18 protein-coding genes are annotated in these 19,081 nt (G+C 66.6%); 17 read left to right on the top strand and 1 reads right to left on the bottom strand.

Annotation, left to right across the window (positions count from 1 at the left end; genetic code table 11):
* The first annotated feature begins 12 nt into the window (after positions 1–12).
* The 3 genes from AUL32_RS18065 to AUL32_RS18055 all read left to right on the top strand — a co-directional run bounded on the left by AUL32_RS18065 (position 13) and on the right by AUL32_RS18055 (position 3,025).
* On the top strand, positions 13–933 hold the full coding sequence (locus AUL32_RS18065) for an SMP-30/gluconolactonase/LRE family protein (protein WP_062118367.1): 921 nt from the start codon (positions 13–15) through the stop codon (positions 931–933).
* Complete coding sequence (locus AUL32_RS18060) at positions 930–1,709, top strand: VOC family protein (RefSeq protein WP_062118029.1); 780 nt, start codon at positions 930–932, stop codon at positions 1,707–1,709. Before AUL32_RS18065 ends, AUL32_RS18060 begins: the two co-directional genes overlap by 4 nt.
* 227 nt (positions 1,710–1,936) lie before the next feature.
* Complete coding sequence (locus tag AUL32_RS18055) at positions 1,937–3,025, top strand: catalase family protein (RefSeq protein WP_062118026.1); 1,089 nt, start codon at positions 1,937–1,939, stop codon at positions 3,023–3,025.
* A gap of 438 nt (positions 3,026–3,463) precedes the next feature.
* Here the strand turns inward: AUL32_RS18055 and AUL32_RS18050 are convergent, their stop codons facing one another.
* Positions 3,464–4,468: a LacI family DNA-binding transcriptional regulator gene (locus tag AUL32_RS18050; protein WP_082659802.1), complete on the bottom strand. Its 1,005-nt coding sequence runs from the start codon at positions 4,466–4,468 to the stop codon at positions 3,464–3,466.
* Positions 4,469–4,654: 186 nt separating this feature from the next.
* On the opposite strand from AUL32_RS18050, the gene AUL32_RS18045 reads away from it, so the two are divergent.
* The 14 genes from AUL32_RS18045 (at position 4,655) to AUL32_RS17980 (ending at position 19,070) form a co-directional block, all read left to right on the top strand.
* Entirely contained in the window at positions 4,655–5,599 is a 945-nt protein-coding gene (locus tag AUL32_RS18045; RefSeq protein ID WP_062118023.1) for a sugar ABC transporter substrate-binding protein, read from the top strand.
* Between the two features lie 32 nt (positions 5,600–5,631).
* On the top strand, positions 5,632–7,167 hold the full coding sequence (locus AUL32_RS18040) for a sugar ABC transporter ATP-binding protein (RefSeq protein WP_156421522.1): 1,536 nt from the start codon (positions 5,632–5,634) through the stop codon (positions 7,165–7,167).
* Positions 7,164–8,159 carry an ABC transporter permease gene (locus AUL32_RS18035; RefSeq protein ID WP_062118017.1) on the top strand — a complete coding sequence of 332 codons (996 nt, stop codon included), beginning with the start codon at positions 7,164–7,166 and terminating at the stop codon, positions 8,157–8,159. The genes AUL32_RS18040 and AUL32_RS18035 overlap by 4 nt, the downstream gene beginning before the upstream one ends.
* Before the next feature lie 5 nt (positions 8,160–8,164).
* Positions 8,165–9,007 carry an N-acyl homoserine lactonase family protein gene (locus AUL32_RS18030; RefSeq protein WP_062118015.1) on the top strand — a complete coding sequence of 281 codons (843 nt, stop codon included), beginning with the start codon at positions 8,165–8,167 and terminating at the stop codon, positions 9,005–9,007.
* A gap of 280 nt (positions 9,008–9,287) precedes the next feature.
* Positions 9,288–10,202: a LysR family transcriptional regulator gene (locus AUL32_RS18025; protein ID WP_062118012.1), complete on the top strand. Its 915-nt coding sequence runs from the start codon at positions 9,288–9,290 to the stop codon at positions 10,200–10,202.
* A gap of 142 nt (positions 10,203–10,344) precedes the next feature.
* On the top strand, positions 10,345–11,412 hold the full coding sequence (locus tag AUL32_RS18020; protein ID WP_062118010.1) for an ABC transporter substrate-binding protein: 1,068 nt from the start codon (positions 10,345–10,347) through the stop codon (positions 11,410–11,412).
* Positions 11,413–11,468: 56 nt separating this feature from the next.
* Positions 11,469–12,275, top strand: coding sequence for an ATP-binding cassette domain-containing protein (locus AUL32_RS18015; RefSeq protein WP_062118008.1), 807 nt, complete (start codon positions 11,469–11,471; stop codon positions 12,273–12,275).
* Between the two features lie 31 nt (positions 12,276–12,306).
* Positions 12,307–13,515 carry a sugar ABC transporter permease gene (locus tag AUL32_RS18010; RefSeq protein WP_062118006.1) on the top strand — a complete coding sequence of 403 codons (1,209 nt, stop codon included), beginning with the start codon at positions 12,307–12,309 and terminating at the stop codon, positions 13,513–13,515.
* 68 nt (positions 13,516–13,583) lie between these two features.
* Positions 13,584–14,462, top strand: coding sequence for a sugar phosphate isomerase/epimerase family protein (locus tag AUL32_RS18005; RefSeq protein ID WP_062118004.1), 879 nt, complete (start codon positions 13,584–13,586; stop codon positions 14,460–14,462).
* Positions 14,463–14,516: 54 nt separating this feature from the next.
* A complete protein-coding gene (gene iolG / locus AUL32_RS18000; RefSeq protein ID WP_062118000.1) occupies positions 14,517–15,512 on the top strand; it encodes an inositol 2-dehydrogenase in 996 nt (331 codons plus the stop codon).
* A gap of 29 nt (positions 15,513–15,541) precedes the next feature.
* Complete coding sequence (locus tag AUL32_RS17995) at positions 15,542–16,627, top strand: Gfo/Idh/MocA family protein (RefSeq protein ID WP_062117997.1); 1,086 nt, start codon at positions 15,542–15,544, stop codon at positions 16,625–16,627.
* 63 nt (positions 16,628–16,690) lie between these two features.
* Positions 16,691–17,005, top strand: coding sequence for a Dabb family protein (locus tag AUL32_RS17990; RefSeq protein WP_062117994.1), 315 nt, complete (start codon positions 16,691–16,693; stop codon positions 17,003–17,005).
* Between the two features lie 21 nt (positions 17,006–17,026).
* A complete protein-coding gene (locus AUL32_RS17985) occupies positions 17,027–18,088 on the top strand; it encodes a maleylacetate reductase (protein WP_062117991.1) in 1,062 nt (353 codons plus the stop codon).
* A 115-nt stretch (positions 18,089–18,203) separates the two neighbouring features.
* Complete coding sequence (locus tag AUL32_RS17980; protein ID WP_062117988.1) at positions 18,204–19,070, top strand: intradiol ring-cleavage dioxygenase; 867 nt, start codon at positions 18,204–18,206, stop codon at positions 19,068–19,070.
* Positions 19,071–19,081 lie beyond the last annotated feature (11 nt).

The raw sequence follows: 19,081 nt of genomic DNA, 5'->3' as shown, positions 1-19,081 counted from the left end.
CCGGATGTTGGCTTGGCCCAGGCCGACTTCCGATTCGAGACGGTGGAGCCCGAGTTCGACCATCTGACGCTGTCCAACGCGCCGGTGGAGGTGCTGGCGACGGGCTTCCGCTGGATCGAGGGCCTCGTGTGGATGGGCGACTGGGGGACGCTCCTTTTCCAGGATCTGCCGCGCGGGCGCACCATGGCGTGGAGCGAGCGAGGAGGGCTCGCCGTCTGGCGCGAGCCCTCCGGCAACGCCAACGGTCAGGCGCGCGATCGGGAGGGCCGGGTGGTCGCCTGCGTCAACCTCGAACGCGCGGTCGTGCGGATCGAACACGACGGGCGCATCACGCCGCTCGCCACCCATTTCGAGGGGTGCCGGCTCAATTCGCCCAACGACGTCGTGGTGAAGTCCGACGGGTCGATCTGGTTCACGGACCCGCCCTACGGCATCGCCAACGACTACGAGGGGGTGCGGCAGATGTCGGAACTTGCCCCGACGGTCTATCGCCTCGCCCCCGAAAGCGGCGAACTCACCGCCGTCTCACGCGACTTCCAAGGGCCGAACGGCCTCGCCTTCTCACCCGACGAGACGCTCCTCTACGTCGCCGAGACGGGCGATCAGAGGCATTCCGATCCCACGCAAGTCTTGCGGGTGCTGCCGGTGTCGGACGACGGGCGATCGCTCGGGCCGATGCGCGATCTCGCCAAGGTAGCGCCCGGCTACACCGATGGGTTGGCCGTCGACGAGGCGGGGCGCATCTGGTCGAGCGCGGGCGACGGCGTCCATTGCTTGAGCCCCGACGGTCGGCTTCTCGGGCGCATCCGATTGGGCATGACCGTCTCGAACCTCACCTTCGGCGGCGGCCCGCATCTCAACCGTCTGTTCATCGGAGCGAGCCACACGCTCATGGCCGTGTTCCTCAACACGCGGGGGGCGCGCTGGCCATGAAAGATCTGCGCATCGCGGCCGTCCGGCTTGCTTGCCGGACCGTCGAGGCGGCACTCGGTTTCTACGTCGCAGCTTTCGGGTGCCGCGAGACGGCCTCGGGGAACGGCACGCGCGCCCTGCTGCTTGGTGCGCAGCGTCTGGAGTTCATGCCTGCAACGCAGGATGGCGGGCCATCGCCGCCCTCGAACGCCACTGCCTTCCAACATTGCGCGATCATCGTCTCGAACATGGACGAGGCGATGCAGCGTCTGGGGAGCGTGCCCGGCTGGACGGCGATCTCGCTCGATGGCCCCGAACGCCTGCCCGAGGCCTCGGGCGGGGCGAGGGCGTTCAAGTTTCGCGATCCGGACGGCCACCCGCTGGAGCTTCTCGAGTTTGCGCCCGACAAGGTTCCCGCCGTCTGGCGCCACAGCGTTCCAGGCCCATTCCTCGGCATCGACCATTCGGCCATCACCGTATCCGATACGGACCAAGCCATCGCGTTCTGGCGCGAACTCGGCTTCGAAGTCACGGAGAGGCATACGAACCGCGGCCCCGAGCAGGCGCGGATGGACGGCCTTCACGTCCCGCACGCCATCGTCGAGGTGACGACGCTCATGCCGCCCGGCGGCGCACCACCTCATCTCGAGCTCCTCTGCTACGCCGAGCCCGACACCCTGCGCGAAAGGGCAGCGGACGGTTCACGCTTCGCGACCTCGCTGCTATTGCGTGACACCTCTTCCTGGAGCGGTTCGGGTGCGGACCCTGACGGGCATCGCTTCAGCTTCCAAGCCTGAGGACCTCCAAACGCCCCATCATCCGATGATGGACGGCCTCATGGATTATGATCGTCCCTCCTCCCATCAGTCCGATCCTGGTCGGCGCGATCACGCTTGAGGTCGCATCCATGTCGCGTGCTGACGGATTCGTCGCTCGCAGAACTTTGGAACCGCTCCAACGACGCGTCCCTTGTTGCTTCAAACGGCGCCCACCGCAGCGGTGACGCAGACTTGGAGACGACACGATGACACGTCCGCCCCTTCCCTACAGCCCCGACGTCGAGCAGCCGAGCGAGGGCGAGCAGAAGACGATCGACGGCATCATCCAAGGCATGACGCAGCAGTCGCAAACCGTGGAGAAGCGCGAGCACCACGCCGTGCGGGCGAGCCATGCTAAATCGACGGCGCTCGCGGTTGGAACGCTGGAGATCCCCCAGGGCCTGCCCCCCGAGCTCGCCCAGGGCCTGTTCGCCCGTCCCGGCACCTATCCCGTGGCGGTACGCTTCGCGCAAGGACCGGGCGAGCATCTCGGGGACCGCGTTTCCACCCATCGCGGCATGTCGATCAAAATCTTCGACGTCCCCGGCGAGAAGCTGCCGGGCCACGCCACGGATACGCAGGACTTCGTCCTTGCCAGCGGCACGACCTTTCCCTCCGGCACGGCCGAAGGTTTCTTGCGCGACGGCACCGTGATCGGCAAGGCCGCGGGGCTGCCGGAAGGCGCCAAGAGCGCCGTCGCCTCGCTGGCGCGCAACCTCAACCGGGTGCTGCATGCCTTCGGCACCGAAAGCCCGAAGGCCGACTTCTTCGGCCACCCGTTCTCGCATCCGCTGGCCGAGCCTTACTACAGCCAGGCCCCCATCCGCTTCGGCGATCATGTCGCCAAGCTCGGCGCCTTCCCGGTTTCGCAGGCGCAGGAGGCGCTGAAGGACTGGCGGCTCGACCCCAAGGACGATGAGGATGGCTTCCGACATGCGGCAGTGGATCATTTCAGCGCGAACGAGGTCGTGTTCGAGCTGAAAGCGCAGCTCTGGCGTGATGCGGACAGCCAGCCGATCGAGGACGCCTCGGTCGAGTGGTCCGAGGAGACGAGCCCCTTCGTCACCGTCGCCACGATCCGCCTGCCGGCGCAGGACGCCTACAGCACCGCCCGTCAGCGCTACTTCGACGAGGAAATGACCTTTCGTCCGGCGCACAGCTTGGCCGCGCACCGACCCCTTGGCTCGGTGATGCGGGCTCGCCTTCAGGTCTATCAGGCGCTGTCCGAGTTCCGGCATCGCGAGAACGGTATCCCCGAGCAGAACCCGGCCGCGATCGACGCCATTCCCGCGTGACGGGTTCCGGCGGCTTATCCCGGACCTGACCCCCCCCTCTCGCAATGGCGGTGCCATGGGCAGACTGGCCGCTGGTGGAGCAAAACCAGCGGCATCCAATCGCCACGTGCGTGGAGGTGTCGGAGGCAAGAGCCTGGTGAGGTAGGCCATGCGCCGGTCGCAAGTCGTCGGGCGGACAACCAAGGAGCCGAGCGTCTTGTTGTTCTACTCAGGGATCTCGTTCCCGGTAGCCACCTGAAGGATTGCTTCCTAAGGACTACGGATTATCAGGCGGCACCTCAGGATCGCGCAAGGGATCACCATTAGGGTTGGTCATGCGAGCGGTTCCTCCCACGCTCGTGTTACCCATGGCGCCCTCGCCGGTCCTCCCCCGGCGAGGGCGTTTTCATTTCGACGATCCGTTTCCTGTCAGAAGGAGGATTGTCTGGCATCTTGGGTTCAAACCGGCCCGCAGCTATCGCCGAGGATCAAGGCCGGCTGGAAGATGACATTTCGCGGTGCGGCCGCAGGGCCTCGCTCTATCCGATCGACCAGCAGCCTCAGAGCCTCGTTCGTCATTTCCGAGATCGGATGTTCCGTTCGCGTCAGGCGTGGGCGCAGGCCTCCGATGCCCGGAATGGTGTCGGTAGAGGCGATGGACACATCATGGGGACAGGACAACCCGAGGTCGGCGAGCGCCCGCATGACCCCAAGCGCCATGACGCCATTGGCGACATAGATCGCCGTGGGACGGTCCGGTCCTGTCAGAAGCTCACGCGCGACCGAATAGGCGACGTCCTCGCGGAACGCACCATTGCGGACGTGCCCGGCCTCGGGCTCAAGGCCGCGAGCGGCCATTCCCTCGAGGAGCCCGTCCAGACGCCCCTGCCCCGTCGTCAGGTGAAGCGGGCCGGTGATGGTCGCGATGCGGCGATGACCGAGATCCAGCAGGTAGTTTGCGACCTGCCGAGCCGCCGACACGTTGTCGATCGTCACCGTATCGCAGCGATCGTCCGCGACACGGCGGCCGAACAGGACCGTCGGAATTCGACCCCCTTCCCCCTCGCGACCATCCAGGCGCAAGCTGGCATCGATGGGAACCAGCATCAGGCCGTCGCACGACAGGGCGCGGACCCGGGCGAGAATCCGCCGTTCGTTCTCGGGCTTCTCGTCGCTGTTGAACAGAACCAGCGAATAGCCCCAATCGGCCACCGCCGCCTCGGCGGCGCAGACGATGCGGGCGAAGAAAGGATTGGTGAGGTCGGACACGGCGAGCGCGATCAGCTGGCTGCGGCCGCGCTTCAGGTTCCGCGCGGCGGATAGGGGCGCGTAGTCCAGATCGCCGATCGCCGCCAGCACGCGGGCTCGCAGCAGAGGGCTGACATAGGCGGTTTCGTTGACCACCGCCGACACGGTCGCCGTGGAGACGCCGGCGGCCTTTGCGACGTCGCGGATTGTAGCCAAGCGAGCACCTTAGCTAAACGTTTCGGCAAAGCGTTCGGAACGCCGTCGGACTCAGATACCGTTATCCGATGGCGGGCGAACGTCAATGCCCTTGCTTTCTCGAGATTGTTCGGAAAGATTAGCAAAACGGTTCGCTCTTGTTCGCCGGGAGGGCAGCTGGAGCCGAAGCAACCGTGGGAGGATCCGATGAACGCTTCAAAGATCGCCATTGTCGTGGCCGGCCTTGCCGCGACGCTCGCCCCCGCCGTCGCCCAGGACAAGCCGCTTCTGGGGATCGTTTCGATCTCGGCCACCGAAGCCAACAACGTGCGCTACATCGCGGGTGCGACGGCCGCGGCCGAAAAGGCCGGCTGGACCGTATCGGTGATCGACGCCGCCGGCAGCGCCGATCAAGCCAATTCGGCGATCCAGAACTTCGCCGGGCGCGGCGCCGGCGCGATCATCGACATGGTCTTCCCTTATTCGTCGATCGGCGCGGGCCTCGCGGCCGCCAAGGATGCCGGAATTCCCGTCGTCACCTGGGGCGGGGGCCTCGGCTCCTCGGTGGCCGCGACCAACGGATCGGGCGCCCCGATCGCGCAGCCCGTCATCGAGAAGATGATCGCCGATCTCGGCGGCAAGGGAAACCTGCTGGCCCTGACCTACCGCACCGGCGAGGTCTGCCGGAACCGCGAGGTGCTTCTGGACGAGATGCTGAAGGCAAGCCCCGGCATCACCGTCACGAAAAACGAGGTGCGCATTCCCGGCTATTTCGAGGATGGCGCGCAATATGCCAACGCCTGGCTCGCGTCGCACCCGGCCGGCGACGGCAATCTCGCGATCTGGGGCTGCTGGGACGATCCGGCCATCGGGGCGATCGGCGCGCTGCGCCAGCAGAGCCGCGACGACGTGAAGGTCTATGGCGTCAACGGCAACGCCCAGGCGATCGAGAACGTTCAGAACGGCCACATGACCGCGACCGCCTGGGAGGACAGCTACTCCGAGGGCCAGCGCATGGTGGAAATGCTGGACGAGATCAAGAAGGCCGGAGCCGGCTGGACGCCGAAGGCCGCCGAAGTGCCCGCCGTCCTGGTGACCCGGGACAGCGTCGCCGACTTCGTGAAGCAGCATCCCGAGGCGCTCGGAAAGTGATGTTGCAGGCCGCGCCGCGACCGGCCGAGAGCATGACCATGCCCGATGGGGTTCCCTTCCTCTTCGCCGAGGACGTCGCCAAGTCCTATGGCGGCGTACAGGCGCTCAAGGGCGTGTCGCTTCGCGTTCAGCCGGGCGAGGTGCATGGGCTGGTCGGAGCGAACGGTGCGGGAAAGTCGACCCTCATCCGCATCCTCGCCGGGCTGACGGAGCCCGACCGGGGGCGGATCGAGGTCGACGGCAAGCCCGTCACGATCACCGCGCCCCAGCGCGCGGCCGATCTCGGCATGACGTTCATCCATCAGGAACTCGCCTTCGTGCCCGGCATGACGGTTCTCCAGAACATCATGCTGGGCCTGCCCAAGCGGCAGCGCTTCGGCGTCGTGGACTGGCGGTCGATCGCCCGCGAGGTCGAGCCCGTGGCCCGGCGCGTCGGCCTCGCCGCCCCGCTTTTTGCGAGCGTCAAAGGCCTTTCGGTCGCCGAGAAATGGCTCATCAATATCTGTCGCGCCCTTGTGCAAAAGGCCCGGCTGATCGTGATGGACGAGCCGACCGCCTCCCTGTCGGCGACCGAGGCCGAGACGCTGCTGCGCATCGTGGAGGACCTGTCGTGCTCGGGCGTCGCGGTGCTCTACGTCTCGCACCGGCTCGATGAGATCCTGCGCATCTGCCATCGCGTCACCGCGTTTCGCGACGGGCGGTCGGTGGCGACGCTCGAAGGCGCCGGCTTGACGAGACCCGCCCTTGTCGACGCGATCGTCGGCGGCGCCGTCGAAAATCTGGAGAAGTCCGCCGCCGAACATCGCCGCAACGAGGTCGTGCTGGCCGTTTCCGGACTGACGCGGCGCCCGCGCGTGCGCGACGTCAGCTTCGAGCTTCATCGCGGCGAGGTGCTCGGCATCGGCGGGCTCGTCGGCGCAGGGCGAACCGAACTCGTGCGCCTCGTCTACGGCGCCGACCGACCCGACGGCGGCGCGATGCGCCTCGACGGCCTCCCCTTCGCGCCGCGCCGCCCGGCGGATGCCGTGAAGGCCGGCCTCGGCCTCGTGCCGGAGGAGCGGCTCAGCGAGGGCCTGGTGCTGACAAAGAGCGTCGCCTTCAATCTCACCCTGTCCAGCCTGTCGCGGATCGTCTCCAGCCCGCATCTGCCGCTCGTCAGCGCCGCCCGGCAGCGGACGCTGTCGAACGATGTGATCCGCGACCTCGCGATCAAGACGCCGGATATGCACGCGCCCGTCGGACGCCTCAGCGGCGGCAACCAGCAGAAGGTCGTGATCGGCCGATGGCTGCTGCGCGCGCCCAAGATCCTTATCCTCGACGAGCCGACGCGTGGTGTCGACATCGGCGCCCGGGGCGAGATCCACCGCCTGATCCGCGATCTGGCGCGGCAGGGCATGGCCGTTCTCGTGGTTTCCTCCGAGCCGGACGAGCTGCCGGACCTCTGCGACCGGGTGCTGGTCATGGCCGAGGGCCGGATCGTGCGCGAACTGGCGGGAGCCGCCCTCACCCGCAACGCCATCATCGAGGCAAGCTACGCCGAAGGGCGCAACGCCGGAGACCCGACATGACCGATGCAAGTGGCCCGACCCGCCGCCTGTCGCCCCGGGCGAAGACCGCGCTCGGCATCTTCGCGCGCTATGCGACGATCATCGGCCTCCTGGCCATGATCGCCGCCTTCGCGGTCCTGTCTCCGCGCGCCTTTCCGACCCTCAACAACTTCACCAACGTCCTGAACCAGGCGTCGCTGACCATGATCATCGCGGCTGGGCTGACGCTCGCGGTGGTGGTCGGCGAACTCGACCTGTCGGTCGGCTTCGCGGCCAGCCTGCACGGCATCCTCGTGACCGGCCTCATCGTCTCCAACGGGCTGCCGATCCCGCTTGCGATCCTGATCGTCCTTTGCGCGGGCGCTCTGATCGGCCTCGTCAACGGGCTGATCGTCACCAAGATCAAGGTCAACTCGGTGATCGCCACGCTGGGCGTCGGCACGATCCTGACCGGTCTCGCCTTCGCCTATTCCGCCGGCGTGCCCATCGTCTCGGGCGTGCCGGAAGCGTTTCTCCAGCTGTCGCTGGGGCGCTCGCTCTTCGGCATTCCCAACAACATCGTCATCATGGCGCTCGTGGTCGGCGGCCTGTGGGTGCTGGTGGAGCGAAGCGCGCTTGGCCAGGAGATACAGGCGGTGGGCGGCAATCCGGCCGCGGCGCGGCTCGCCGGCATCGACGTCGACCGCATCAAGATCCTGGGTTTCGTGATCTCGGGCGTCTGCGCCGCGCTGACCGGCATCCTCCTCGCCTCGCGCCTGGGCAGCGGCACGGCAAGCGCGGCCGACAGCTATCTCCTGACCGCCTTCGCCGCCGTGTTCCTCGGCTCCGCCACGTTGCGGGATGGCGAATTCCACATTTTCGGCACGCTGATCGGCGCTCTGATCATCGCCTTCGGCTTCAACGGGCTGAACATCTTCGGCGCGCCCACCTTCTCGCAATACGTCCTGCAGGGCGCCATTCTCATCCTGGCCGTCGGGCTTTCGAGCCTCGGCCGCTCGATCGCGGAAAGCTGACATCCATGCCCGACACCGACGCGCCGAATTGGGACGTTCACGTCATCGAGTTCGCCCGGTCCAAGGACCAGCTCGTGGCCGGGCTCGTGCACGGGGCCTATGACGAGGGGACCGTGGACGTGCCCTTCTCCTTCGTCCTTGCCCGAAGCGGGGATCGCGTGGTGCTGGTCGATACCGGCTTTATGAAGGAGGGCAGCGGCGAGGCCATGAGCGTGAAGTTCGGCGTGCCCTTCTGGGTGTCGCCGCTGCGCATGCTGGCGGCTCTCGGCGTCGCGCCGCAGGACGTCACCGACATCGTGCTCAGCCACGCCCATTTCGATCACATGGGCTCGATCCACGAGTTTCAGCAGGCGCGCCTCCACATCCAGAAGACCGAACTCCTGTCCTGGATCGAAGCGCTCGCCCTCCCCCGCCAGTTCGGCTACCTCACGGAGATCATCAATCCGGACGATCTGCGCAACGCCTTCGACGCCTCGCTCGAGCACCGGCTGAACCTCGTGGAAGGCGACGTCGACGATCTCCTGCCCGGCCTGCACCTGAGGCTGGGGGCCGGCCACACCGTCGGCCAGCAGTTCGTGATCGTCGAGACCGCGCGCGGTCGCCTCGTCATCTCGGGCGACTGCGTCTATTCCAAGCGCAACATCTGCGGCCACAATCACGACGGCGTCTATGTTCCGCTCGCCAACGCCACAGGCAGCGTGTGGGATCAGCTCAAGACCTTCGACCGCATCAACCGCGAGATCGCCGGCGATCTCGGCCGCCTCGTCATTCTGCACGACATGCAGCGCTGGCCGAACCTGCCGGTGGTCGAGGAGATCGAGGGCTTCCGGATCGTGAAGGCGTCCTGAACCAGGGGTGATCCGTTCCGCCTCGAGACGTCGGTCCCTGTTGCGCCGGAGGCGGACGGACCTCGATGGGCCCGAGCGGTCGTGGCGCGCGATCGCCCTCCTCTGTCTCGCCTTCGCGATCGCCTTCGTGAAAGAGGGTCAAGCGACCAACACGGGGCGAACGGGCCTTGGGTCCCCCCTTGAGGTGAGCCGTTCCCTGTCGGATGGCTGTTCGCTTGCTAAGACGCGGATAAGGAAGGATGGCTGTCTGACGATATAGGCCCCTCTCCGAAGGCTGAAAATGGATCGCTGGACCGAGTTTCAGGTGTTCGTCGCCATCGCCGACGAGCGAAGCATGACCCGGGCGGCGAGCGCTCTGGGCCTTTCCGTCTCCGGCATCAGCCGCCACCTCATGAATCTCGAGGCCCGTCTCGGCGCGCGTCTCATCCAGCGATCGACGCGCCAGCTCAGCCTGACGAGCGAGGGCGAGGCGCTTCTTTCCGACGCCAGAGAGCTGCTCTCGACCTGGGCGGCAGCGGAAGCCAACGTCACGGCCCGCTCGCACGCTCCGACGGGACGGCTCCGCGTCGGGGCGTCGCTGTCCTTCTCGCTTTTGCACCTCATGCCAGTCGTGGCGCAGTTCCGGCGGCTCTACCCCGCTCTCTCGATCGAGATCATTTCCTCGAACCGCTACTACGACATCATCGAGAACGGGCTCGACCTCGCGATCCGCACCCGCCGCGTCGAGGCCGACAGTTCGATCACCATTCGGCGACTGGGAGAGACGCGTCGGCTTCTTGCGGCGTCGCCGGATTATCTGGTCCAAAGGGGTGTGCCTGAGCACCCGCGAGAACTCCTCGATCACGACCTCGTCCTCTACACATTGGCCGACAACTGGAACGAGTTCCGCTTCCGCCGGGGCGACGAGGAGGCGGCCGTCAAGGTCGAGGGGGCGATCCTCGCGAATGACGGGCAGTTGATCTGTCAGGCCGCCCGCGACGGGCTGGGGATCCTCGCGCAACCCACCTACATCGTGCAGGACGATCTCGATGCCGGGCGTCTCGTCCGGGTCCTCGACGACTGGGACCTGCCGCGCCTCACGATGAACGTCGCCTATCCCAGCAAGTCCTTCGTCCCGGTGAGGACGCGGTTGTTCATCGACTTTCTCATCGACCGGTTCCGCTTGAACGACTTCGAGAACCGCTGGACACGCTGACAGGCTTTTTGCTTCACACGCAATAATGTTTCCCAATCTGGCTTCTTTGTCTCAGCTGGGGTGAATGTTAGGCAATCCGGGTCGCCACGTCTCGTGGCCCACGAACTGCTGATCACCGACATTTGACTGGGAGGATGATGTCATGAAGGGCCTACTCGCCGCATTCCTGGTTTCCGCCGCGTCCCTTGCGGGCGCCGCTCACGCGCAGACGGCGGAGAAGGTCTTCTTCCTTCTGCCGAACACCACGACCATCCGCTTCGAAAGCCGGGACGCGCCTTTCTTCGTGGAGGCGATGAAGGAGATGCGTCCGAACGCTGAGGTCACCGTGCAGAACGCGCAGGGCGACCCGCAGCAGCAGCAGAAGCAGATCGAGGATGCCATCACGCAGGGCGCGAAGCTCATCCTCCTGACCTCGGCCGACGCCAACCTCGTTGCTGGCGGCATGGCCGCCGCGCAATCCGCCGGTGTGCCTTTGGTCCTCTACGACCACGACGCCGTCGGCGGGAAGGCCGAGGCGCATGTTGTGTTCGATTCGCTGGCGGTCGGCCAGGCGCAGGGCAAGCGCGCCGCCGAGCTGATCGGGAAGATGGACAAGACCCCCGTCAAGGTCGCACGCGTCAAGGGCAACCAGGGTGAGTATGGCACCGGGCAGTACGAGAAGGGCCAGGACGAGTTCCTGAAGCCTCTGATCGACTCCGGGAAGGTCAAGGTCGTCTGCGAGCAATACACGCAGAACTGGGACCCGACGCTGGCCCAGTCCTTCGCCGAGGACTGCCTGACCAAGAACGGCGGCGACGTCGACGTCTTCCTCGGCATGAACGACGGCACCACGGGCGGCTCGGTCGCGGCCCTGCTCAGCCAGGGCTACAAGCCCGGCGACAAACTCGTCACGGGCGGCCAGGACGCGACCGTCGAGGCTCTGCGCTACGTCGCGCAAGGCTGGCAGGACAATTCGGTTCTCAAGGACCTCAAGGTGGAGGCGACCGAAGCGGCCAAGGTCGTGACGTCGATCCTCGACGGCAAGGGCGTTCCGCAGGAACTCGTCAACGGCAAGGTCAACAACCAGTTCATGGACGTGCCGGCCATCCTCCTGCCCGTCGAGAACATCACGAAGGACAACCTCGGCGAAGTCGTCACGAAGGGCGTCTGGACCTGGAAGGAAATCTGCCAGGGCATCGAGTCCACCGAGGTCTGCAAGGCGAACATGTAACCAACGGGGCGGACGGCCCCGCCGTCCGCCCTTCCTTGATCTCGGGAGGATCGACCATGTCTGCACTCATCGCCGAACGGCCAGCCGCAGCCCACAGTCGCGGGACGCCTTTGGTCTCGCTGCGCAACATCCAGAAGCACTTCGGCTCGCTACACGCGCTGCGCGGCGCGTCCGTGGAGGTTTATCCCGGGGAGATCGTCGCCCTCGTGGGGGACAACGGCGCCGGCAAGTCCACCCTGGTCAAGGTGATGGCGGGAGTCCACGCGGCTGACTCGGGCGATTACCTGTTCGAGGGCAAGCCGGTCACGGTGAAGAAGCCGACCGACGCGACCGCGCTCGGCATCCAGACGGTCTACCAGGACCTGTCTCTGTGCAGCAATCTCGACGCCGTCCAGAACCTTTATCTCGGCCGCGAGGTGACCGGGTCCTGGTGGGGTGGCGGACGGATTCGCCGTGCGGAGTGCGAAGTCAGAGCCCGTGAACTCCTCACCCGCATGCGCCTCGGCAACCTGTCCCTGACGCGGCCGGTCGGCGCGATGTCGGGTGGCCAGCGCCAGAACATCGCCATCGCCCGGTCGATCCTCGAAACGCCCAAGGTCGTCATCCTCGACGAGCCGACGGCAGCCCTCAGCCACTCGGCGGCGGAAGGCGTGGCGACGCTCATCCGCACGCTGGCCGACCAGGGGCTCGGCATCGTCATCGTCAGCCACGACATCCACCATTTCGTGGTGAACGCGACAGACCGCATTGAGGTCATGCGCCTCGGCGCCAACGCCGCCAGCTTCAAATCCAAGGACGTCACGGGCGAGCAGGTCGTCAACGCGATGGTCGGCGGCAACGAAGGCGTCAATCTCGCGGGTTGACCGCGGCTTCCCCCATTTCGAGGTAACCCCCATGGCCACCACCATGACCGTTGATGCGCCCGCGAAGCGTCCGCGTCGGAGCTTCGGCGAACTGCTTGCCAACGACCTGCGCGCCCTGCCGATCGTCATCGGCCTGATCGCGCTCGGCATCTTCTTCGCATCCCAGAGCGACGTGTTCCTGACGTCGCGCAACCTCTCGAACCTGCTGCTCCAGAGCACGGTCGTCGGCATCATGGCACTGGGCCTGATGTTCGTGCTTCTGGTGAAGGAGATCGACCTCTCGATCGCCGCGATCAACGGTGTGACCTCCGTGCTCATGGCCAAGTTCGTGGTCGAGTTCGGCGTGTCCCCGTGGATCGCCATCCCGCTCGCCATCCTGGTCGGCGCCGCCATCGGCAGTTGCTCGGCGCGCTGGGTCACCTTCGTCGGCGTCCCGTCCTTCGTCGTGACGCTCGGCCTCGGCCTCGCCCTGAACGGCCTGCAACTGATCCTGCTCCCCCAGACCGCACGCTACGGCTTGCAGCAGACGGGCATCGAGAAGATCGCCCTCACGAACATCAGCGGCGTCTGGGCCTGGCTCGCCCTCGCGGTCGGCATTCTTGTCTACGCGGCCCTGGTTCTGTCGGACGTCGCGCGCCGGAAGAGGAACGGCCTCGAGGTCTCGTTCCTCCCGTCCGTCGTCGTTCCCATCGCTGCCGCCGCTGTGTTCGGAGCGGTGGTCGTGGCGATCCTGACCGCCCATCAGGGCATTCCGTTGATCGTCCTGATCTTCGCGGTTCTCCTCGGCATTGGCGGCTACATCCTCAACAGCACCCAGTTCGGGCTGTATCTCTATGCCGTCGGCAACAACGAAGAGGCCGCCCGGCGGGCGGGCATCAAGGTCTCCCGCATCAAGATGGCCGCCTTCGCCATCGCGGGCGGGATCGCGGCTCTTGCGGGCGTCATCGCGGCCTCCCGCACCCTCGGCGTCGGCGTGTTCTCCGGCGGCGGCGTCGGCGGCGGCACCCTCCTGCTGGAGTCCATCGCGGCAGCCGTCATCGGCGGCGTGAGCCTCTTCGGCGGCCGGGGATCGATCCACGCGGCACTGCTCGGCGCCCTCGTGATCGGCACCGTCAGCAACGGGCTCAACCTGATGGGCGTTGAGAACGAGGTTCGCCTGATCGTGACCGGGCTCCTGCTCGTGCTCGCCGTCTCGATCGACAAGCTGATCGAACGGGCGACCGGACACCAGAGCTTCTGATACCGACCGCGTCCCGGGCATCACCAAGTCCGGGACGCGGGACAAGCGACACGACAAGGGCCACTGACATGAAGATCGAAGACATCGAACTCTGCGCAAGCTACTGGACGGTCGCCGGGCCGGTGTGGCCGGGCTCCCCGACCGAGGTCAGCCCCTTCTCCCTTCAGGAGCGGGCAGAGGTCTGCGGGCGGATCGGCTGGCGCGGCATGGGCTTCGTCCTCGACGACATGAACGCCGCGATCGAGCAGTACGGCCTTCCGACCGTCAAGCGCATCTTCTCCGACAACGGCATCCGCCATGTCGAACTCGAATTCCTGGTGGACTGGCACCTTGCCGACGCGAGGCGCTTGGCGTCCGACGCCATGTTCGAGCGGAAGCTGGAGATCAGCGCCGAGTTGGGTGTCGAGAAGATCAAGATCGGCGGCGGCGTGTTCGAGGAGGGCGAGCCGGACGTGCCCGCCATGCGCACCGCGCTCACCAAGCTCTGCGAGCGGGCGGCGCCCCTCAACATCGACATCGTCATCGAGTTTCTGCCCTTCGCCAGCATCAACTCGATCGAGCGTGGTGTCGCGCTCTTCGACGGGCTCGGCGCCGCGAATGGCGGCCTTTTGGTCGACACCTGGCACATTCAGCGCGGCGGGATGACGGCGGACGATATCCGCAAGATGCCGCCCGAACTCTTGAAAGCGGTGGAACTCGACGATGCCGGACCGGAGGTCCTCGGGGGCTTGTTCAACGACTCCACCCACTACCGGCGCCTTTGCGGCGAGGGCTCGATCGACATCGCGTCGCAGATCCAGGCGATGCTCGACGTCGGCTATCGCGGCTACTGGGGCGTCGAGGTGATCTCGGCCTATCACCGCTATCTTCCGCTGGAGATGGCCGCGCAGCGTGCCTTCGACACGACGATGCGGCAGTTCCAGTCCGTGAACCTGCCGGTCGTCTGACCCACTCGTTTGGAGCCCGCCGGCTCCGTTGCCGAACATCGAGGAATTTCGAAAATGGTTAGAATTGCAGTTCTCGGCGCAGGGCGCATCGGCAAGATCCACGCGGCGAGCGTGGCGGCGAACCCGAAGGCGACGCTGGTCGCGGTCGCCGATCCCTATCCGACGACGGTTCAGCCCGTGGCTCAGGCGCATGGCGCCGAGGCGATGACCGACGTCCTGGCGGCGATCACGCGCCCCGACGTCGACGCCGTGGTCATCGGCACGCCCACCGATACCCATGTCGAATATCTGACGAAGGCCGTGGAGCTCGGAAAGGCGGTTCTCTGCGAGAAGCCGATCGATCTCGACATCGCCGAAAGCGAGAAAGCCGCCGCCAATGTCGAGCGTCTGGGCGGCAAGGTCATGCTCGCCTTCAACCGTCGCTTCGACACGACCTTCGCCGAGATCCGCCGGTCGATCGACGCCGGGCGCATCGGGGAGGTCCGCCAGGTCGTCATCTCCAGCCGCGACCCGGGGATGCCGCCGGCCGCCTACGTGAAGTCCTCGGGCGGCATCTTCCGCGACATGACGATCCACGACCTCGACATGGCCCGCTGGCTGCTCGGCGAGGAACCGGTGCTGGTGACGGCCGTCGGTTCGCGGCTGGTCGATCCCGACCTTCTCGAACAATATGACGACTACGACACCGTCATGGTGACCTTGCAGACCGCGAGCGGCAAGCAGGCGGTCATCAACAACTGCCGCGAGGCGGTCTATGGCTACGACCAGCGCGTCGAGGTGCTGGGCTCCACCGGCCTGCTGACGCACGACAACCTTCGTCCGACGACGATGCGCCTCACCACGGCCGAGATGACCGACGCGCAGGAGCCGCTCCTGAACTTCTTCCTCGAGCGCTACGCGCAGGCCTACCGGGCCGAGATGAATGCGTTCATCGACGCGGTCGCCGGCGACAAGCCGATGCCGACCACCGTGCGCGACGGGGTCCTGGCCCTGCGGTTGGCGGAGTGCGCAGTGGAGTCCGTCCGCACGGGTCGCGCCGTCGCCGTCTGAACGACAAGCAGAATGGGAGGAAGACCGTCATGACCTACGCCATCGGAAACGATGTCCCGCTCGGGATCGCCTGCCTCGGCATCACGCACCCCCACACCTCCGGCCGCGTGAAGGCGTTCCAGCGCATGCCGAACGCGAAGGTACTCGGCGCCTTCGACAACAGCCCGCTCCTCGACCCTTTCGTGGATGCGATGGGCATCGCCAAGCGCACCAAGGAGGAGATCCTCGCCGACCCGAACGTCCACGCTGTCCTGATCCATCCAAAGAGCTACCTCATGGCCGACTGGGCCATCGAGGCGATGGAGGCCGGCAAGGCCGTCCTCTGCGAGAAGCCCGCGGGCCGGGGATCGGTCGACACCGTGCGTCTGGTGCAAGCCGTCGAGAATACCGGCCAGCTCTTCCAGGTCGGCTACTGCTGGCGCTACGCGCCCTCCGTCGACCGGATGCAGGAGGTCCTGAAGGCGGGCCAGCTCGGCAAGGTGCTTCAGGTGCGGGCCCACGCGGGCTGCTCGCACCACGAGGCGGACACCGACCACATGCGCCAGCCCGGCGACATCGGCGGCGCCTTCTACGTCATCGGCTGCCACACCATGGACCGCCTGCTCCTGCACTTCGGCATACCGACGTCGGTGAATGCCCGCATCACCAAGTTCGAAGGGGTGATGACGCCGAACGCCCGCGAGGACGCGGTCGGGGCGATCCTGAACTACCCGGACAAGATCATCACGGTCGACTTCATGTCGTGGGACCCGCTGCCGTGGACGGAGAGCTGGGACATCACGGCCTACGGCACGGAGGGCGTGATGCACTCCCGTCCACTCCCGGCGTCCTACAAGCTCTACAGCACGGGCAAGGCCGGGCTCCCCGAGGGCTGGACTGAGTGGCACGAGACCAGCTTCCCCGAGATCTGGGCCGTCCGAAAGACGGTCTACTCGCCCGAGATCGCCGAGATCGGGAACCCCGTCTATTTCGACCGCGAGGCTGCCGCCTTCGCAAATTCCCTGCGGACGGGCGCGCCGTCGAACGTTCCGGCGAGCCAGGCCCACAACATCAACCGCATCCTCGAGGCGCTCTTCCAGTCGTCCTCGCAGAACGGTGCCGAGGTCCAGCTCTGACCCGATCCGGGACGGAGATCGTCGTGCGAGCCGAAACGTCCTACCCGCAGCCGGAGTCGATCAATGATCAAGCATATCGTGATGTGGAACATGGCCGGCGAAACCCGGGAAGCCCGCTCCGAGGCGGCGAACTTCCTGCGAACCCGCTTCGAGGAGCTGCGCGACGAGGTGCCCGGCCTTCTCCACCTCGAAGTCGGCCTCGACCATAGCTGCGTCGACTACGCCTGCGACGTCGTCCTCTACACCGAGTTCGAAAGCCAGGAGGCGCTCGACGCCTACGCGACCCATCCCGCTCACCTGCGGGTGAAGGGCGAGCTCGGCCAGATGCGGATCGCACGCTACCAGGTCGATTACGCCGTCGCCGGAAGCGCTGCCTGACACCGTTACAGGACTGATGCCATGAAGGACTTTCTCTACACGGCGCATCCCTCCCGGGTCCTTTTCGGATCGGGAAAGGTCGCCTCCGTCCGCGACGAGGTCGAGGCCGTCGGGTCGAATCGGGCGCTCGTCCTCTGCACGCCGCCTCAGCGTGCGCAGGCCGAGATGGTCGCAGACCTGCTCGGCTCCCGCCTCGCGGGAATCCATGATGGGGCCGAAATGCATGTTCCGATCGAAAGCGCGCGCCGAGCGCGCGAGATCGCCGCCGAATTGGGAGCGGACTGTGCGGTCGCCGTGGGCGGCGGCTCCACGATCGGCCTCGGCAAGGCGATCGCCCTCGAGGCGCCGATCCCGATCGTCGCGATCCCGACCACCTATGCTGGCTCCGAGATGACGCCGATCTACGGCATCACGGAAGGCGGCCTCAAGCGGACGGGCAAGGACGCGCGCGTCCTGCCGCGCTCCGTGATCTACGACCCCGACCTGACGATGTCCCTGCCGCTCGGCATGTCGCTTGTCAGCGGCATGAACGCCATCGCCCACGCCGCCGAGGGGCTCTACGCCCAGGACGGGAACCCGGTGATGTCCCTGATGGCCGAGGAAGGCATACGCGCGCTCGCGCAAGGCATGCCCGGGATCGCCGAGGCGCCCGACGACAGGGAGGCGCGGTCGCTCTGCCTCTACGGCGCATGGCTCTGCGGGACGGTGCTCGGTCATGTCGGCATGTCCCTGCACCACAAGCTCTGCCACACGCTCGGCGGCAGCTTCAACCTGCCGCACGCCGAGACGCACACGATCGTGCTGCCGCATGCCCTGGCCTACAACAGCCCGGCGACGCCCGAGGCCATGGACAGGATCGGACGGGCGATCGGCGCCTCCGACGCGCCCGCCGGCCTGCACCGCATGGCATCTGCCCTCGGGATGCCGACGGCGCTGCGCGACCTCGGCCTGAAGGAGGCCGATCTCGACCGGGCCTGCGAGATCGCATTGTCCAACCCATACTGGAACCCGCGCCCGATCGAGGCGTCGCCGCTGCGCGCCCTTCTGCAACGCGCCTGGGAGGGCGCGGAGCCGCAGCCTTGAACACGAGGATTTTCACGTTCGGCCTCGACCAATCGTGAATGCCGGACGCGGCAACCCGCCGTCGCCTCCAGTGCTTGCCGACGACAGGGCCCGACGCCGAAAGGGAGACCACGAGATGACCCCCTACTTCACCGAAGAAGCCTCCGTAGAGGCGGTGAACGCCCGCATGACGCCGGATGCGAACCCACGGCTCGCCGAGATCATGGCATCCCTCGTCAAGCACCTCCACGCCTTCGCGAAGGAGACGCAACTGACGCAAGGCGAGTGGGAGGTCGGCATCGACTTCCTGACGAAGACCGGGAAGATGTGCTCGAACGAGCGGCAGGAGTTCATCCTCCTCAGCGACACGCTCGGCTTCTCCATGCTGGTCGACGCCATCAACAACCGCCGGCCCGAGGGGGCGACGGAGAACACGGTCTTCGGTCCCTTCCACGTCGCCGACGCGCCCGAGCGCGAGATGGGCGCCAATATCTCGCTCGACGGTAAGGGGGAGAACTGCCTCTTCGAGGGCCGGGTGGTGGACCTCGACGGCAAGCCCGTCGAGGGCGCGCGCGTCGACGTCTGGTCCGACAATGCTGAAGGCTACTACGACGTTCAGCAGCCCGACATCCAGCCGAAGTGGAACAACCGGGGCATCTTCGTGACCGGGGCCGACGGGCGGTACAGCTTCGTCGGTATCAAGCCGGTCTCCTATCCGATCCCGGACGACGGGCCGGTCGGCCAGATGCTCGGGCACCTCGGCCGCCATCCCTACCGCCCCGCGCACATGCACTACCTCGTGACGGCGCCGGGCTTCCAGAAGGTCGTCACCCACACGTTCGTCGGCGAAGACGAGTATCTCGACTCCGACACGGTGTTCGGCGTGAAGCGGTCGCTGATCGCGCCGTTCGAGCGTGTCGAGGCGGGAGACACGATGTGGCGCTCGCCCTTCGACTTCGTGCTCGTGCCCCTCACCGAGACGAGCGGCTCCCCGGCCCACTAGAAAGACGCGAT

Origin of the sequence: Aureimonas sp. AU40, assembly GCF_001463785.1 — a bacterium.
Classification (GTDB): Bacteria; Pseudomonadota; Alphaproteobacteria; order Rhizobiales; family Rhizobiaceae; genus Aureimonas.
The sequence above is the reverse complement of the archived record's forward strand: the minus strand, read 5'-3'. Positions and strand labels throughout refer to the sequence as shown.

Excerpts from the sequence above, each read along its gene's own strand:
- AUL32_RS18005 (WP_062118004.1), top strand. The coding sequence starts at position 13,584 with ATGAAGATCGAAGACATCGAACTCTGCGCAAGCTACTGGACGGTCGCC.
- AUL32_RS18020 (WP_062118010.1), top strand. The coding sequence starts at position 10,345 with ATGAAGGGCCTACTCGCCGCATTCCTGGTTTCCGCCGCGTCCCTTGCG.
- AUL32_RS17980 (WP_062117988.1), top strand. The coding sequence starts at position 18,204 with ATGACCCCCTACTTCACCGAAGAAGCCTCCGTAGAGGCGGTGAACGCC.
- AUL32_RS18025 (WP_062118012.1), top strand. The coding sequence starts at position 9,288 with ATGGATCGCTGGACCGAGTTTCAGGTGTTCGTCGCCATCGCCGACGAG.
- iolG (WP_062118000.1), top strand. The coding sequence starts at position 14,517 with ATGGTTAGAATTGCAGTTCTCGGCGCAGGGCGCATCGGCAAGATCCAC.
- AUL32_RS17985 (WP_062117991.1), top strand. The coding sequence starts at position 17,027 with ATGAAGGACTTTCTCTACACGGCGCATCCCTCCCGGGTCCTTTTCGGA.
- AUL32_RS18030 (WP_062118015.1), top strand. The coding sequence starts at position 8,165 with ATGCCCGACACCGACGCGCCGAATTGGGACGTTCACGTCATCGAGTTC.
- AUL32_RS18040 (WP_156421522.1), top strand. The coding sequence starts at position 5,632 with ATGACCATGCCCGATGGGGTTCCCTTCCTCTTCGCCGAGGACGTCGCC.
- AUL32_RS17990 (WP_062117994.1), top strand. The coding sequence starts at position 16,691 with ATGATCAAGCATATCGTGATGTGGAACATGGCCGGCGAAACCCGGGAA.
- AUL32_RS18060 (WP_062118029.1), top strand. The coding sequence starts at position 930 with ATGAAAGATCTGCGCATCGCGGCCGTCCGGCTTGCTTGCCGGACCGTC.
- AUL32_RS18015 (WP_062118008.1), top strand. The coding sequence starts at position 11,469 with ATGTCTGCACTCATCGCCGAACGGCCAGCCGCAGCCCACAGTCGCGGG.
- AUL32_RS18035 (WP_062118017.1), top strand. The coding sequence starts at position 7,164 with ATGACCGATGCAAGTGGCCCGACCCGCCGCCTGTCGCCCCGGGCGAAG.
- AUL32_RS18010 (WP_062118006.1), top strand. The coding sequence starts at position 12,307 with ATGGCCACCACCATGACCGTTGATGCGCCCGCGAAGCGTCCGCGTCGG.
- AUL32_RS17995 (WP_062117997.1), top strand. The coding sequence starts at position 15,542 with ATGACCTACGCCATCGGAAACGATGTCCCGCTCGGGATCGCCTGCCTC.
- AUL32_RS18045 (WP_062118023.1), top strand. The coding sequence starts at position 4,655 with ATGAACGCTTCAAAGATCGCCATTGTCGTGGCCGGCCTTGCCGCGACG.
- AUL32_RS18055 (WP_062118026.1), top strand. The coding sequence starts at position 1,937 with ATGACACGTCCGCCCCTTCCCTACAGCCCCGACGTCGAGCAGCCGAGC.